This is a genomic window from Pseudomonas sp. JUb52 (assembly GCF_004341115.1).
Taxonomy (GTDB): domain Bacteria; phylum Pseudomonadota; class Gammaproteobacteria; order Pseudomonadales; family Pseudomonadaceae; genus Chryseomonas; species Chryseomonas oryzihabitans.
In genome coordinates, this window is sequence record NZ_SLYS01000002.1 from 481430 (window position 1) to 497289 (window position 15860).

Here is a 15860-nt window from a genome sequence, read left to right on the forward strand (position 1 = left end):
ATGTTCGACTATGAAGTCCTCAAGCTCATCTGGTGGGTGCTGATCGGCGTGCTGCTGATCGGCTTCGCCCTCACCGACGGTTTCGACATGGGTGCCATGATCCTCATGCCCCTGATCGGCAAGACCGACAAGGAACGCCGCGCCGCCATCAACAGCATCGCGCCGCACTGGGACGGCAACCAGGTGTGGTTCATCACCGCCGGCGGCGCGCTCTTCGCCGCCTGGCCGATGGTCTATGCCACCGCCTTCTCCGGGCTCTACTGGGCACTGCTGCTGGTGCTCTTCGCCCTGTTCCTGCGTCCGGTCGGCTTCGACTACCGCAGCAAGCTGGACAACACCCGCTGGCGCAACGCCTGGGACTGGGGCCTGTTCACCGGCAGCCTGGTCCCGGCACTGGTGTTCGGCGTGGCCTTCGGCAACCTCTTCCAGGGCGTGCCCTTCCAGCTCGACGACACCCTGAGATCCACCTACAGCGGCAGCTTCTTCGCCCTGCTCAACCCCTTCGCCCTGCTCTGCGGCCTGGTCAGCCTGGCCATGCTCTGCGCCCATGGCGGCAGCTGGCTGATGCTGCGTACCCACCAGGCCCTGGGTGAGCGCGCCCGCCGCGCCACCGGCCTGTGCGCCCTGCTCCACCTCGCCACCTTCGGCCTGGCCGGCGTCTGGCTGGCCTATGGCTTCGACGGCTACGTGCTGATCAGCCAGGGCGATCCCGGAAGTGCCCTGAATCCGCTGCACAAGGTCGTGACCGCTGGCAACCCGGGCTGGCTGGCCAACTACCATGCCCAACCGCTGACCCTGATCGCCCCGGTCGTAGCCGTATTGGGCAGCGTCCTGGCCCTGCTCGGCAGCAGCTGGCGCCAGGCCGGTCTGGCCTTCACCGGCACCGCCCTGGCCATCGTCGGCACCCTAGCCACCGCCGGCTGCGCGCTGTTTCCCTTCGTGCTGCCGTCGAGCCTGGACCCGGCCTCCAGCCTGACCGTCTGGGACGCCGTCTCCAGCCACAGGACGCTGGGCATCATGTTCGTCGCCGCGGCCATTTTCGTGCCGCTCATCCTGGCCTACACCCTGTGGAGCTACGTGCGCATGTGGGGCAAGGTCGACGAACTCTTCATCGACGCCAACCCCCACGGCCTCTACTGACCAGCCCTTTCTCAAGGAGACCTGCCATGTGGTACTTCACCTGGATCCTCGGCGTTCTGCTCGCCGCGAGCTTCGGCATCATCAACGCCCTCTGGCTGGAAAGCACCCGGGAGCTGGACGTCCATGACGATGCCGAATGCTGAAGCCTTGCCCCGCGTCCATCCGCTGGGGCGCACGCTCTCGCTGCTACTCGCAGCGCCCCTGGCCCTGCTGCTGCTGATCCACCCTGGCCTGATGCTCGACGCCAGCGGCCACTACAGCCACCCATTGCTGATGGCGGTCATGCTCGGCGTCTCCGCCGGACTGGTCCACGGCGTCGGCTTCGTGCCGCGCCTATGGCTCTGGCGCCTGCTGTTCGGGCCAGCGGTGGGCTGGCCGCTGCTGCTGCTCGGCTACGCCCTGCTCTTCAAGGCCCAGCTGGGCTGATTGACGTCTGACGATAGCGCCCGGCCTTTCCGGGCGCTGCGTTCATCAGCCGGCGTAGCGCCTGACCGCGCGCTTAGCTCCATTCCTCTCACGCCGATGAATAACCTGACTATCAAGGTTCGTCTCGGGGTGCCGACATAACCGGAAGCGATCTTGCCCGCGCCGGCTTCCCCCCTTGCCGCCGGCGTACCCACTGAACACCCCAGAGAATGCCACGATGCTCAGGAATGCCCCCCTAAGTACCAAGCTCCTGCTGATCCTGCTGCTGCCGCTGGCTGGCTTCCTGGTGATCTCGGGCCTCTACACCGCCGACCGCTACGAAACCTTCAAGGACATGGAGCACACGGTCACCGCCAGTGCCACGGCGCAGCGCATCAGCGCCGTGATCACCAGCCTGCAGCGCGAACGCGGCGCCAGCGGCGTCTTTCTCGGCAGCGGCGGCAAGTCGATGCAGGACAAGCTCAAGACCTTCCGCCAGGACAGCGACAAGGCCCATGGCGAACTCAAGACCCTCGCCAGCGGTAGCGATGCAAACATCCAGGCCCTGCTGCGTGCCCTGGACGGTCTGCCGGAGCTGCGCACCAAGGTCGACGGTCTGGCGCTCAACAGCACCCAGTCCGGCGCGGCCTACACCGACCTGATCAAGACGCTGATCGGCTACACCCATTCGCTGGAAGCCGGCGTCGACGATCCGGCCATCCTGCGCGCCCTGGGCGCCCTCAATCTGTTCGTCGAGATGAAGGAACGCGCCGGCCGCGAGCGGGTGCTGCTGGGTCTGGCCTTCAATCAGAATCGCTTCGACGCCAGCCTGCTGTCGCGCTTCGCTCGCAACCTGGGTGAATTCTCCGCCTATGCCGACGCCTTCCAGCGCAAGGCCACGCCCGACTTCATCCGCGAGCTCGACGACACCTTCAAGCAACCCAGCGCCCAGGAAGTCAGTCGCCTGCAGCAATTGGCCTTCACCGTTCCCCTGGGCGATGCCCTGGGCGTCAAGCCGGAGGACTGGTTCAACCTGGCCACCCAGCGCATCGACCTGATGGGCAAGGTGGAGGCGGACCTCGGCGCCAGCGTGGGCGGCCAGGCCGAGCAGGCCCGCGCCGACGCCAGTCGCGACCTCTGGATCACCCTCGGCCTGGTGCTGCTGGTGCTGGTGGCCGTCTCGACGCTGGCCTGGGTGATCATCCGCAACATCAAGCAGGCGGTCGAGCAGGTCAATGGCACCCTCACTCGCCTGGCCACCCGCGACCTCACCGCCCGTTGCGCCTACCAGGGACGGGACGAGTTCGGCACCATCACCGGCAACCTCAATCAGATGAGCCAGGAGCTGGGCCAGGTGATCCAGGAGATCGGCGCGGCCACCGTGCAGGTCGCCACCGCTGCCGAAGAGGCTTCGGCGGTCGCCGTCCAGACCAGCCAGAACGTCGCCCAGCAGCGCCTGGGCACCGACCAGGTGGCGACCGCCATCGCCGAGATGAGCGCCACGGTCAAGGACGTCGCCCGCAGCACCACCGAGGCCGCCGAAGGCTCGCGCCAGGTCGAGGGCAACACCAGCCAGGGTCGCCGCGAATTGCAGGCCACCATTGGCCTGGTGCAGGGGCTGTCGGTGCAGGCCGAACGGACCTCGGAGATCATCGCCGAACTCAAGCACGAGAGCGACGCCATCTCCTCGGTGCTGGACGTGATCCGCGGCATCGCCGAGCAGACCAACCTGCTGGCGCTCAACGCCGCCATCGAAGCCGCTCGCGCCGGTGAGGCCGGTCGTGGCTTCGCCGTGGTCGCCGACGAGGTGCGCTCCCTGGCGCAAAAGACCCAGCAATCCACCGGCAGCATTCAGCAGATGATCAATAATCTGCAGAACGGCTCCGACCGCGCCACCCAGGCCATGCAGGAAACCCTGAGTCAGGTGCAGACCGGCGCCAGCAACGTCGTTCGCGCCGGCGAGCTGCTGGGCGAGATCGCCGAGGGCGTGACCCTGATCAACGACCGTAACATCCAGGTGGCCTCGGCCGCCGAGCAGCAGAGCCAGGTCGCCGAAGAGATCAGCCGCAACGTCAACGACATCAACGACCTGGTGATCCAGGTCAGCGCCGGCGCCGAACAGACCGCCGTCACCAGCCGGGAACTGGCCCGCCTCGCCGAACAGCAGCAGGCGCTGGTGGGTCGCTTCCGGGTGGCTTGACGCCCACCCGGCGCTCGACCGCCAGATGGGAGGACCGATCCAGGTCCTCCCGCTTCCCCTTCGCTGCAACCGACCGTTGCCGCCCCGCGACACCCTCCCCGCGCTACCCTTCACTGCCCCACCTCACTCACCGCGACCCACCCGGACGTCAGTCGTCTGCGTCGATTCGATCCTTTGCCGCGAGCGCCTCTTCGCCAGGGCGGCAAAGCAGCCCTCCGCAACGGCACCTCCACAATAGCCATCCGCTCTAGCACGCTACTTGCAGGCGTTGCGGCCGGTCATCCACAGCGCGCTGCTGCCAGGCTTTTTCTGCCATCAATAGCCAGACTTGATGGGCTTATCCTTTCCTCCAGCGACGCCTGCGCGGTGACCTCTCCTGGAACCGAACCCTCGCGCCCCAGCAGGCGCGAGGGTCATCTATTAAAGGACTGACCGATGCTGAAGAACGCCGCCCTGAGTACCAAGCTGCTGCTCATCCTGCTCCTGCCCTTGACCGGTTTTCTGCTGATTTGCGGTCTCTTCCTGGAGGAGCGCTACCAGACGCTGGAGAACCTCGATCACACCATGACCGCCAGCGCCACGGCGCAAGGTGTCAGCGCCCTGATCACCCGCCTGCAGCGTGAACGGGGCGCCAGTGGCCTCTTTCTCAGCAGTGACGGCATGGCCCTACGCGACGAGCTGCGGACCTACCGCCAGGACAGCGACCAGGCCCAACACGCCTTGCGCGCGCTGGTGGTCAGCGACGATGCGGCCATCCAGCCCGTGCTGAAGATCCTCGACGGCCTGCCCGATTGGCGCACCAAGGTGGACGGCAGGACGGTCAGCGGTACCCAATCCAGTGCCGCCTATACCGAGATGATCCAGGCATTGATCGGCTACAACGGCCAGCTCGAAGCCGGGGTCGGGGATCCGGCTATCAAGCGCGCCCTGAATGCCCTGAATCTGTTCGTCGAGATGAAGGAACGGGCTGGCCGCGAGCGCGCGCTGCTGGGGATAGCCTTCAGCAAGAATCGTCTGGAGTTGCCGATATTGGTGCAGATCGCGCGCAATCTCGGCGAATTCACCGCCTACGCCGACGCCTTCAGACAGAGGTCCGCGCCCGAGGTCATCCAGCGGTTCGAGAGCATTCTCCAGCAGCCCGGCGCCCTGGAGTTGGCCCAGTTGCAGCGGCGTGCGCTCTACACGACGCCGGGCAAGCCGCTGAACGTGCAGCCGGAAACCTGGTTCACCCTGGCCACCCAGCGCATCGATCAGCTGGGCACGCTGGAAACGGAACTGGGCGCAGGCGTCATCGCCATCACCGAACTCACCCGTGCCGGCGCCAGCCGCGATCTCTGGACCACCCTCGGTCTGATGCTGGTGCTGCTGATGGCCGTCTCGGCGCTGGCGTGGCTGGTCATCCGCAACATCAGGCAGGCGGTCGGGCAGGTCAATGGCACCCTCACCCGCCTGGCCACTCGTGACCTCACCGCCCGTTGCGCCTATCGGGGTCAGGACGAATTCGGCACCATCACCGGCAATCTCAACCTGATGAGCCAGGAACTCGGCCAGGTCATCCAGGAGATCCGGACGGCTACCCAGCAGGTCGCCACCGCCGCCGAAGGAGCCTCGGCGGTCGCCATCCAGACCAGTGAGAGCGTCGCTCAGCAGCGCCTGGGTACCGACCAGGTGGCCACTGCCATCGCCGAGATGAGCGCTACGGTCAAGGACGTCGCCCGCAGCACCAGCGAGGCCGCCGAGGGCTCGCGGCAGGTGGAGGCCAACACCCTTCAGGGTCGCCGCGAACTGCAGGCCACCATCGGCCTGGTGCAAGGGCTATCGGTCCAGGCCGAGCGCACCGCGCAGATCATCGTCGAACTCAAGCAGGAGAGCGACGCCATCTCCCTGGTGCTGGACGTGATCAATGGCATCGCCGGGCAGACCAACCTGCTCGCGCTGAACGCGGCCATCGAGGCGGCGCGCGCCGGTGAAGCCGGGCGCGGCTTTGCCGTGGTCGCCGACGAGGTACGCTCCCTGGCGCAAAAGACCCAGCAATCCACCGGCAGCATCCAGCAGATGATCAGCCACCTGCAGAGCGGCGCCGACCGCGCCGCCCAGGCCATGCAGGAAACCCTCGGCCAGGTGCAGACCAGCGCCGGCAACATGCTCCGCGCCGGCGAACTGCTGAGCGAGATCGCCGAGGGCGTGACCCTGATCAACGACCGCAATATCCAGGTGGCCTCGGCCGCCGAGCAGCAGAGCCAGGTCGCCGAAGACATCAGCCGCAACGTCAGCGACATCCATGAGCTGGTGATCCAGGTCAGCGCCGGCGCCGAGCAGACCGCGGTCACCAGTCGCGAACTGGCCCGCCTGGCGGAACAGCAGCAAGCCCTGGTCGGCCGCTTCCAGGTGGCCTGACGTTACCGAGGATGCCAGCAACCGGCAGGCCGGAACGAGCTTGGCTCGCTGCGTTTGGGCGCTGCCGGACTTCAGCGTTCTGGCCGGAAATCCGCCGGATCCAGGGCATAGCGGCGCAGCTTCACATAGAGCCCGGCGCGTGAGATCCCGAGTCGGGTCGCCGTTTGACGAAGATTGCCGCGGGTCTGCTGCAAGGTGGCGCGGATCAGATCCCGCTGCCCCCTTTCAAGGGGAGTAAGGGGCTCGTCGCCTCCGCCTTGCGAAGGGCTGATGGAGACCAGCGAAGGTGGCAGGTCCACCGGCTGGATGAGCGATCCCTGGGCCAGATTGACCGCGCGTTCGATGACGTTTTCCAACTCCCGCACGTTGCCGGGCCAGCTATGGGCCATCAGCAACGTCAGCGCCTCGTCCGTGATGGCCGGCGGCGGACGCTCTAGGTGACGGCTCAGGGCCTTGAGCAGAGTCGCCACCAGCTGTGGAATGTCTTCGCGACGCTCGCGCAACGGCGGCACCTGCAGGGGGAGCACGTTGAGACGGTAAAAGACATCCTCACGGAAGCTCCCGCCTGTCACGGCCTGGGCGAGATCCCGGTGGGTGGCCGCGATGACGCGGACGTCCACTGCCTGGGCCTTCTTGGCGCCGACCCGGGTCACCTCGCCCTCCTGCAGCACCCGCAGCAGGCTCGCCTGGGCCTCCAGGGGCATGTCGCCGATCTCGTCGAGAAACAGCGTGCCGCCGTCGGCCAGCTCGAACTTGCCCGCCGTACCGCCGCGGGCGGCGCCGGTGAAGGCCCCCTCGACGTGGCCGAACAGCTCGCTCTGCACCAGGTCGCGCGGGATGGCGCCGCAGTTCACCGCGACGAAGGGGCCATGGCGACGGGCACTGGCGTTGTGGATCGCCTGGGCGAACAGCTCCTTGCCTACCCCGCTTTCTCCCAGCACCAGCACCGTGGCTTCGCTGTGGCTGGCTGCCTGCGCGACGCGCAAGGCGTTCTGCAACGCTGGCGAGCGTCCCTGGATATCGTTGAAGCTGTAACGCGCCCGGGTGCCCAGCAGTTGCCGGGTGATCTCGCGGATGCGGCGATTCTCTCGTAGAGAAAGCACCCAGCCGCCCTGGGCGATGGGCGCGGCGGAGGCCAGGCACGGCAAACCGCTGCCGTCTGGTAGCAACAAGGTGAGATCGCGGTCCTGGCGCTCCCAGCGCCGATCCAGCCAGAGGTCGAGGTCGGTGTCCTGAGTGATGAAGCTGGCGAAGGGACGCCCTCGCTGTGGATCGTCGAGCTGCAGCAGGCGGCGCGCGTAGCCGTTCAGGCTACGGATGCAACGGTCGTCGTCGAGCAGGATGACGCCTTCGTTGAGTACCTCCAGCACCCGCTGCTGCTCGTCCAGCAGCGCGGTGAGCGCCAGCTGGCGAGAGATCGCCTCCGCCGCGGCCTGGACCGTGCCCAGGGTATGGCAGTGGAAGTTGCCCACCGCCGCGGTGAGGGTCAGGGCGCCGAGCAACCGTCCCTGGGTGTCGCGGACCGGCGCCGAGGCGCAATGCATCCGTCGCTCGCGCAGCTCGCGCTTGAAATTCTCGCCCGCCAGGACGAACACCAGCCGCTGCTCGCGCAGGGCCAGGCCGGTGCAGTTGGTGCCCTGCACCGACTCCAGCAGACGACTGCCCAGCGGCGTGAGATCCAGCCCACAGGCGGCCAGGGTCACGCCCTCGGCATCCGCCAGGTTGAGGTGCCCGTCCGGGTTGTAGCGCAACAGCTCGGCCATGACCGGTGCGGCGATGTCCAGCAGCTCACGCTGCCGCTGCAGCCGGCGGGCCAGCTCCTGCGACCCGACGAACTCGTAGTGGAATTCCTCCGCGACGATGCCCGTCGCGCGACTGCGCAGCCAGGACGCCCGGATCACCGGCCGCACCGGGGCCAGTTCAGAGGCCCCCGCCAGGCAGGCCGTCCAGGCGGCATCCAGCTCGCGCTGGACACGTTCCGCGACCGACGGCCGCTGCAGCTCGCTGACGAATTGCAATTCCCGCGTCAGCTCGCTCGGGGCGACCTGCTCCTGCATCTTCGGCTCCTCGTCCAACCTTTGGACATGTCCACCTGGACATGTCTTTTTTATAGACATGAACGTGGACTGACAAGCCCTGCAGCCCGCACCCTAGCCGCATTTCCTGCGCTGGCATGGCGGTTGCTCAGACCCTCACGGGTTCATCGCCCACGCCTATAACAACCACAACAGGACGCCTCATGCCGCAGACTAAGACCCCCCTCTCCCTCGGCCTCATCGGTACCGGTCGCATGGGTACCTTCCATGCCACCGCCCTCGCCCGGCACCTGCATGGCGCGCGGCTGGTCGCCCTCGCCGATCCGGCGCCCGGCGCCGCGATACGGCTCGGCGAGACTCTAGACGTCGCCCACATCCACACCGATCCCCAGGCGCTGATCGAGGATCCCACCGTGGAGGCCGTGGTCATCGTAGCCCCGGCTCGCAGCCATGCCGAGCTGGTGGTGGCCGCCGCCCGGGCCGGCAAGCCGGTGTTCTGCGAAAAGCCCATGGCCGTGACCCTGGAAGAGGCCGACCGAGCCATCGCCGCCTGCGCTACAGCAGGCGTCGCCCTGCAGGTGGGCTTCAACCGGCGTTTCGCCACCAGCTTCCGAACCGCTCGTGAGCTGATCACCCAGGGACGCGTTGGCACCCCCCAGCTGCTGCGCTCCCTCACCCGCGATCCGGCGCTCCATAACCCGGCGGCGGTGAAGCCCTGGACCATCTTCCTGGAAACCCTGATCCACGACTTCGACACCCTCAACTTCTTCAATCCGGGCGCCCGGGCGACCCAGGTGTACGCGGTCGCCGACGCCCTGGTGCGCCCCGATTTCCGTGACCGCGGATTGCTGGACACCGCCGTGGTGACCATCCGCTACGACAACGGTGCCATCGCCACCGCCGAGGCCAACTTCCAGGCGGTGTACGGCTACGACGTGCGCGGCGAGGTGTTCGGCAGCGCGGGGATGCTGACCGCCGGGGATGCCCGGACCAGCGAGCTGGTCTGCTACGGCGCCGAAGGTATCAGCCAGACCACCCAGCGCTCCGACGCCGAGTTGCTGCGTGACGCCTATCTGGCCGAGCTGCGCGCCTTCATCGATGCTGTGCGCGAGGGTACCCCGGTGCCGGTGGGCGGCAACGACGCCCGGGCGGCGCTGGCCATTGCCCTGGCGGCCATCGAATCGGTGCAAACCGGCCAGCCAGTCACCGTCGCGGAGTGAAGCCAATGACCTCATCGCCATTCGTCCTGGCCGTCAGCGCCGAAATGGTCTTTCTCGACCTGCCCTTCGTCGAGCGGGTCCGCCGCCTGCACGCCCTGGGCTTCGCCGTGGAGATCTGGGACTGGACGCACCACGACATCGATGCCCTGGCCGCCACCGGCGCGCGCTTCACCTCCATGACCGGCTATGTCTCGGGCGACCTGGTCAGCGCCGAAGGCCGTGCCGCCCTGCTCGCCAGTGCTCGGGAATCCCTGGCCGTGGCCGAGCGCCTGGGGTGCCCCTCGCTCAACCTGCACGGCACCGGCCTGGATCCGCGCGGCCTGCCGGTCAAGCCGCTGGCCGTGGCGAGCGGCCAGCACTGGCTGGCGGCGCGCGACACCCTTGCCGGGATCGCCCGCCTGGGCGAATCCGCAGGCCGGGTCTTCCTGCTGGAGAACCTCAATACCGCCATGGACCATCCCGGCGTGCCCTTCGCCCGCGCCGAAGACACCCTGGCCCTGATCGAGGCGGTCGCCAGTCCCCATCTGCAGCTCAACCTGGACCTCTACCATGCCCAGATCGGCGAAGGGAACCTGATCGAGCTGATCCGCCGGGCCGGACCGGCCATTGGCGAGATCCAGGTCGCCGACGTCCCCGGACGCTGCGAGCCGGGGACCGGCGAGATTCACTACCCGGCCATCGCCCGGGCGCTCGCCAGGCTCGGCTATCGCGGCGTGGTCGGCCTCGAAGGCTGGGCTGCAGAAGGCAATACCGAACGCGCGCTGGAGCGCTTCAGAACGGCTTTCACCCTGTAATCCCGATCGGTGTTTCTGCTCGCATAACAACAAGAGGAACCGAACATGCTGCTTCGCAACTTGCTGTGCGCCGCCTTCGCCTTCGCCCTGACACCCCTGGCCCTCGCCGACTACCGTATCGGGGTCAGCATCGCCAAGGTCGACGACAACTTCATGACCTATGTCCGCCGCAATCTGGAAGAGGCTGGCAAGGCGGAAAAGATCAGCCTGCAATTCGAGGATGCCCAGGGCGACGTCGTCCGCCAGCTGAACCAGGTGCAGAGCTTCCTGGCGCAGAACGTGGACGCCGTGATCGTGCTGCCGGTGGACACCGCCGCCACCGTCAACATCACTCGCGCCGCCACCACGGCCAAGGTTCCGCTGGTGTACGTCAACCGGCGCCCGGACGATCCCAAGCTGCCCGCCGGGGTGGTCGCCGTGGCCTCGGACGACCTGCAGGCCGGGCAGTTGCAGGGGCAGTTCATCGCCAAGCAATTGAACGGCAAGGGCAGCATCGCCCTGATCATGGGGGAGCTGACCCAGAACGCCACCCGTGGCCGCTCCGAGGGTCTCAAGGAAGCGCTCAAGGCCTATCCCGACATCAAGGTGGTCGCCCAGCAGAACGCCGATTGGGATCGCAGCAAGGGCATGGACCTGACCAGCAACTGGCTGACCGCCGGGACCCGCTTCGACGCCATTGTCGCCAACAACGACGAGATGGCCATCGGCGCCGCCATGGCGCTGCAACAGGCCGGAATGGGCAAAGGTCGGATTCCGGTGGTGGGCGTGGATGGTCTACCCGACGGTCAGGCGGCCATCAAGCGCGGGCTGCTGGCCGCCTCGGTGTTCCAGGACCCTCGAGGCCAGGCCATGCAGGCGGTTCAAGCCGCGCTCAAGATGATCCGCAAGGAACCGGTCCAGGCGGATATCTGGGTGCCGTACGAGCTGATCACCGCCGAAAACCTGGCGAGCTACGCGGCACGCTTCAAATAGATCGCGAGCCCCTCGCTGCCTGAATCGTGGCTGGCTGGCCCAGCAGCGCCGCCCGCTCGGTCAGGATCGGCGCCGACTGCAGGGGTGGCCATCCGGCAGGCGGTTCGTGCTTCGCTGGCAGGTACCCAACGCGGGATTGGCTGCCGCCTCCTCGCGCCAACGACTTCAGCCTGCGCTCGGGGCGATCCGCAAGCGCTGCCGCAGTTCGTCGATGAGCAGGCGCACGCGCGTGGGCACGTTTCTGGACGAAGGCATGAGTGCCCAGATCGGCAGGTTCTGGGCTTCGGCATCCGCAAGGGGTAGAGGTAGCAAGCGGCCCGTCGCCACTTCCGCCTCGACGTCCCAGTAGCTCAACATCGCCAGCCCCATCCCCTGCAGGCAGGCCTCCTTCACCCCTTCCGCACTGCTACAGGCGAAACGTCCGGGGATGGGGATCAGGCGCAGCTCGTCCCCGACCATGAAGGGCCAGGACGTCATGGCCAGCGAGCGCAAGCCCTGGTGCTGGGAGAGATCGCCAAGCGCGCTGGGTGCCCCGTGCCGGTCCAGGTAGGCGGGTGCCGCGTACAAGGCGCGGGGATTGTCCGAAAGCTTTCGCCCCACCAGGCGCGAATCCTTGGGATGCGCCAGGCGAATCGCGACGTCGATTCCCTGCTCGACGATGTCGATCAGCTCGTCGCTGAGAATGAGCTCCACCTGCAAAGGCGGCTGTCGGCGCTGCAGTTCGCCGAGCAGCGGCACCAACACGGCGCGGCCGAAGAGGTGGGGACAGGTCGCCTTCAGGGTTCCGGAGGCGATCTCCGGATCGGTGGTGACGCTGCTCCGGGCGGCTTCGCCCAGAGCCAGCAAGGCACGGGCATGGCCGAGGAAGACCTCCCCTTCCGGTGTCAGTGAAATCGAGCGCGTCGTGCGGTGCATCAGGCGAACGCCCAATTCGGTTTCCAGGGCGGCCAGGGATCGTGAAATCGCCATGGCGCTGACGCCCAGGCGCCGCCCAGCTCCGGCCAGGCTGCCTACCGCGACGACATTGACGAACACGTCCAGGTCTTTGAGATTCATTCCAACGAAATTCGTTACACAGCCAGTCATTCAGGCCGGATAGTGCCCGCGATCCAGCGAATTTACCATTCGATTCGTTATCTCCGGACGAGCCGCCATGTCGAACGAATCTATCCCGCACCCAGCCACCAGGCCGCCCGGCCGCTGGGCGATCTTCGCGCTGACACTGGCCGCCTTCGTGATCGTCACCACCGAGTTCATCATCGTGGGCCTGCTGCCCGCCCTGGCGAGGGATCTTGGTATCTCAGTGGCCATGGCTGGCCAGTTGGTGACGCTCTTCGCCTTCACCATTGCCCTCGCCGGCCCGTTCATGACCGCCTGGTTGTCACGCTACGAGCGCCGCCGGCTGTTCGTCGCCATGGCGCTGGCCTTCGCCCTGTGCAACGCCGCCGCCGCACTGGCACCCAGCTACTGGGCGCTCGTGGTGGCACGGGTGATCCCGGCAGCGCTCGTACCGGTCTTCTGGGGCATCGGCAGCGAATCCGCCGGACAGCTCGTATCCCGGGAAAATGCCGGCAAGGCGGTGGCCCACGTCTATTTCGGCGTGACCGCAGCGCTGCTCTTCGGCATTCCCCTGGGCACGGTCCTGGGGAATGCCATCGGCTGGCGTGGCGCCTTCTGGGTCCTGGCGGCACTGTCCCTGGGCATGATTCCCCTGCTCCTCATCGCCCTGCCGCGGATCCCGGCGGGTGCGCGGCAGAACCTGAAGTCCCAGGTATCCCTGTTCAAAAGCGGCTTCTTCCTGGCCAACCTGGGCCTGTCGCTGGCGATCTTCACGGCCATGTTCGCGGCCTACACCTATCTCGCCGACCTGCTCGAGCGTTCCGCGGACGTTCCGGCCGCCCACGTCGGCTGGTGGTTGATGGGCTTCGGCACCGTCGGCCTGGTCGGCAACTACCTCGCCGGTCGCCTGGTGGACAGGCACGAGCGGCAAGCGAGCGTGCTGTTCTGCACGCTGTTGGCGGTCGGCGTGGTATCGGCGCCCTTCGTCGCGGAGCAGCCGCTTCCCTTCGTCGCGACCCTGGTCGTCTGGGGCATCGCCCATACGGCGCTGTTCCCGCTGTCGCAGATTCGCGTCATGAATGCGGCGACCACCGGCAAGGCGCTGGCCGGAACGCTCAACATCTCGGCAGCCAATGCCGGTATTGGCCTGGGTGCGCTTCTGGGTGGCTGGGCCATCGGCCACGGCGGCATCGCCCTGGCGTGCCTGGGCGCAGGCGTTCTGATCGGGGCCTGTGCGATCGCAACCCCGCTTGTGGAAAGGCGGCGGCCGACTCGATCGCGTCGCTGACGATCATCTTTCGACCTAACAGGAGTACGTATGGATCTGCACTTGCAAGGCAAGACCGCCGTTGTCACCGGCGCGAGCCAAGGTCTGGGGCGCGCGATCGCCCTCGAACTCGCCCGGGAAGGCGTCAGGGTGTTTGCCACCGCACGCAGTGAGGAGCGGCTGGCCAGCCTGGTCCGTAAAGCCGCAGCCGAAGGCTCGGCGCCGATCGTCACCTTCATCCAGGATTTTCTGGACGTCGATGCGGCCAGGAACATCGCCGTTCAGGCGCTCGGGGAAATGAGGCATATCGACATCCTCGTCAACAATGCCGGCGGCAGTCGTCCGATCGACATGATCGGTGAAGATTCGGTGTGGGAGGAGACGATGACGCTCAACTTCGATCGCCATCGCCAACTGACCCAGCACCTGATCCCCCAATTCATCGAGCGCAAGCAAGGTGCCATCTTGAATATCACCGGCACCTATGAAGCCCCCGTCGTCAACGCCGGGTCGGTCGCGAAGGCGGCCATGGCCGTCTGGTCCAAGGGGCTGTCCAATCAGCTGGGGAAGTACGGCGTCACCGTGAATGCCCTCCAGCCGGGCCTGCTCGATACCGCGCAAATCCGTCGCCTGTTCCCCGGTGACGCTCGCAAGGAGTACGCCCAGGCACACATCTCGCTCGGCGACTTCGGCGAACCCCAGGACGTGGCCAACATGGCGGCCTTCCTGGTATCCCCGCGGGCGCGCTACGTGACCGGCTCGGTGACCACCGTGGACGGCGGCATGCGCTACTACTCGTTCTAGGGGGCTTTCGGTGCCCCTGAATGGCCGCCCGGGTGGATGAGGATGTCGGACAGGCGTCGAGCGGGCGACGTAGCGGAGGATGACTCGCCTAAGGCCGCCACGGGCGCCTGCTCATCTGCGTCCGGCCACCCGCTTTGGGATAAAAAAGGGAAGAGAAAGGGCTCTTCCCGGTGGGCTCAATCCGTATCCGAAACAGGCGCAGGGAAACGCCGTTCCTACCGCTGCGTCGAGCCCCAAGACTGCGCGAGGGCCTAGGCCCCGGTCCAGCGCTTGAACAACACGCTGGCGTTGACCCCACCGAAACCGAAGCCATTCGACAGCGCGTACTCAATCGGTAGTTGCCGTGCCTGCAGGGCGACGAGGTTCAGGCCTTCGGCAGCCGGATCCGGGTGGTGCAGGTTCAGAGTCGGCGGCACGATCTGGTCGCGCAGGGCGAGTACCGTGAAGATGGCTTCGATACCCCCGGCAGCGCCTAGCAGATGTCCCGTACTGGACTTGGTCGAGGTGATGGCCACCGGAGAGCTATCGCCGAAGACCGCCCGGATGGCCGCCAGCTCACCCTTGTCGCCCACCTGGGTGGAGGTGGCGTGGGCGTTGATGTGCTGGACCTGGGTCGCGTCGATACCGGCCTGGCGCAGCGCCTGGGTCATGGCGCGGCGGGCACCGCTGCCATCTTCCGGGCCGGCGGTGAGATGGTAGGCATCGGCGCTGGTACCGTAGCCCACTAGTTCGGCCAGGGGTGTGGCGCCCCGTGCCAGGGCGTGCGCCAGGGTCTCGATCACCAGCAGCCCCGCGCCTTCGGCCATGACGAAGCCGTCGCGATCACTGTCGAAGGGACGCGAAGCCTCCTGCGGACGCTCGTTGAATCCCGTGGACAGCGCCCGGGCGACGGCGAAGCTGCCCAGGCTGACGCGGTTGATGGCGGCCTCGGCGCCCCCGCAGAGGGCGATGTCGGCTTCGCCACTGCGAATCAGCCGGGCGGCATCGCCGATGGCCTGGACACCGGCGGCGCAGGCGGTGATGGGCGCGCCCAGCGGACCGCGCAAGCCGTACTGGATGGAGACGTTGCCTGCCGCCATGTTGGCCAGGAACGAGGGTGCGGTGAACGGCGAGAGCCGCCGTGGGCCACGGGCGTCGGTGGTCCGCACCGCCTCGGCGATGGCGCCGAAACCGCCGACACCAGAGGCGATGATGGTCGCCGTCCGCTCCCGTTGCGCCTCGCTGGTCGGCTGCCAGCCGGCCTGGTCGAGCGCTTCCCGGGCCGCCACCAGGGCGAACTCGATGAAGCGATCCATCTTCTTCAGGTCCTTGGCGGCGATGGCCACCAAGGGGTCGTAGCCCGCTTCCGGATCTTCGGCGCGGTCGGGGACCTGACCGGCGATGAGACTGCCCACCCCGTCGCTGACCTCGGCCGGCAACAGGCTCAGTCCCGAGCGACCGGCCAGCAGCCGCGCCCAGACGGCGTCGGTGCCATAGCCCAGGGGACTGACCGTGCCCATACCGGTCACCACGATGCGTGTTCTGTCGTTGCCTTGCATTGCCTTACCTCTTTTCTCGATGGACGAG

13 protein-coding genes are annotated in these 15860 nt (G+C 67.2%); 10 read left to right on the forward strand and 3 right to left on the reverse strand.

Annotated elements, in window-relative coordinates:
• The 5 genes from cydB to EC839_RS05435 all read left to right on the forward strand — a co-directional run bounded on the left by cydB (position 1) and on the right by EC839_RS05435 (position 6142).
• Positions 1 to 1140 carry a cytochrome d ubiquinol oxidase subunit II gene (gene cydB, locus EC839_RS05415; protein WP_132832421.1) on the forward strand — a complete coding sequence of 380 codons (1140 nt, stop codon included), beginning with the start codon at positions 1 to 3 and terminating at the stop codon, positions 1138 to 1140.
• 26 nt (positions 1141 to 1166) lie between these two features.
• Entirely contained in the window at positions 1167 to 1283 is a 117-nt protein-coding gene (gene cydX / locus EC839_RS05420; protein WP_007158843.1) for a cytochrome bd-I oxidase subunit CydX, read from the forward strand.
• Complete coding sequence (locus tag EC839_RS05425) at positions 1270 to 1566, forward strand: cyd operon YbgE family protein (protein ID WP_132832466.1); 297 nt, start codon at positions 1270 to 1272, stop codon at positions 1564 to 1566. Before cydX ends, EC839_RS05425 begins: the two co-directional genes overlap by 14 nt.
• A gap of 217 nt (positions 1567 to 1783) precedes the next feature.
• Positions 1784 to 3745 (forward strand): methyl-accepting chemotaxis protein, encoded by a 1962-nt coding sequence (locus EC839_RS05430; protein WP_132832422.1) that lies wholly within the window; start codon positions 1784 to 1786, stop codon positions 3743 to 3745.
• 435 nt (positions 3746 to 4180) lie between these two features.
• Positions 4181 to 6142, forward strand: a complete 1962-nt coding sequence (locus tag EC839_RS05435; RefSeq protein ID WP_132832423.1) for a methyl-accepting chemotaxis protein — start codon at positions 4181 to 4183, stop codon at positions 6140 to 6142.
• Between the two features lie 71 nt (positions 6143 to 6213).
• Here the strand turns inward: EC839_RS05435 and EC839_RS05440 are convergent, their stop codons facing one another.
• Complete coding sequence (locus tag EC839_RS05440; protein ID WP_132832424.1) at positions 6214 to 8199, reverse strand: sigma-54-dependent Fis family transcriptional regulator; 1986 nt, start codon at positions 8197 to 8199, stop codon at positions 6214 to 6216.
• Between the two features lie 182 nt (positions 8200 to 8381).
• Between EC839_RS05440 and EC839_RS05445 the strand changes: the two genes are divergently transcribed.
• Genes EC839_RS05445 through EC839_RS05455 form a run of 3 tightly spaced genes read left to right on the forward strand, consistent with a single transcriptional unit; the run spans position 8382 to position 11164 of the window.
• On the forward strand, positions 8382 to 9398 hold the full coding sequence (locus tag EC839_RS05445; protein WP_132832425.1) for a Gfo/Idh/MocA family oxidoreductase: 1017 nt from the start codon (positions 8382 to 8384) through the stop codon (positions 9396 to 9398).
• A 5-nt stretch (positions 9399 to 9403) separates the two neighbouring features.
• A complete protein-coding gene (locus EC839_RS05450; protein WP_132832426.1) occupies positions 9404 to 10192 on the forward strand; it encodes a TIM barrel protein in 789 nt (262 codons plus the stop codon).
• A gap of 45 nt (positions 10193 to 10237) precedes the next feature.
• Positions 10238 to 11164, forward strand: a complete 927-nt coding sequence (locus EC839_RS05455; RefSeq protein WP_132832427.1) for a sugar ABC transporter substrate-binding protein — start codon at positions 10238 to 10240, stop codon at positions 11162 to 11164.
• A 165-nt stretch (positions 11165 to 11329) separates the two neighbouring features.
• Here the strand turns inward: EC839_RS05455 and EC839_RS05460 are convergent, their stop codons facing one another.
• Complete coding sequence (locus tag EC839_RS05460) at positions 11330 to 12220, reverse strand: LysR family transcriptional regulator (protein ID WP_165904651.1); 891 nt, start codon at positions 12218 to 12220, stop codon at positions 11330 to 11332.
• Between the two features lie 97 nt (positions 12221 to 12317).
• Between EC839_RS05460 and EC839_RS05465 the strand changes: the two genes are divergently transcribed.
• Both EC839_RS05465 and EC839_RS05470 read left to right on the forward strand, forming a co-directional pair.
• Positions 12318 to 13511 (forward strand): MFS transporter, encoded by a 1194-nt coding sequence (locus EC839_RS05465; RefSeq protein ID WP_132832429.1) that lies wholly within the window; start codon positions 12318 to 12320, stop codon positions 13509 to 13511.
• 30 nt (positions 13512 to 13541) lie between these two features.
• Complete coding sequence (locus EC839_RS05470; protein WP_132832430.1) at positions 13542 to 14294, forward strand: SDR family NAD(P)-dependent oxidoreductase; 753 nt, start codon at positions 13542 to 13544, stop codon at positions 14292 to 14294.
• A 251-nt stretch (positions 14295 to 14545) separates the two neighbouring features.
• Here the strand turns inward: EC839_RS05470 and fabF are convergent, their stop codons facing one another.
• A complete protein-coding gene (gene fabF, locus EC839_RS05475) occupies positions 14546 to 15832 on the reverse strand; it encodes a beta-ketoacyl-ACP synthase II (protein WP_132832431.1) in 1287 nt (428 codons plus the stop codon).
• Positions 15833 to 15860: the final 28 nt, after the last annotated feature.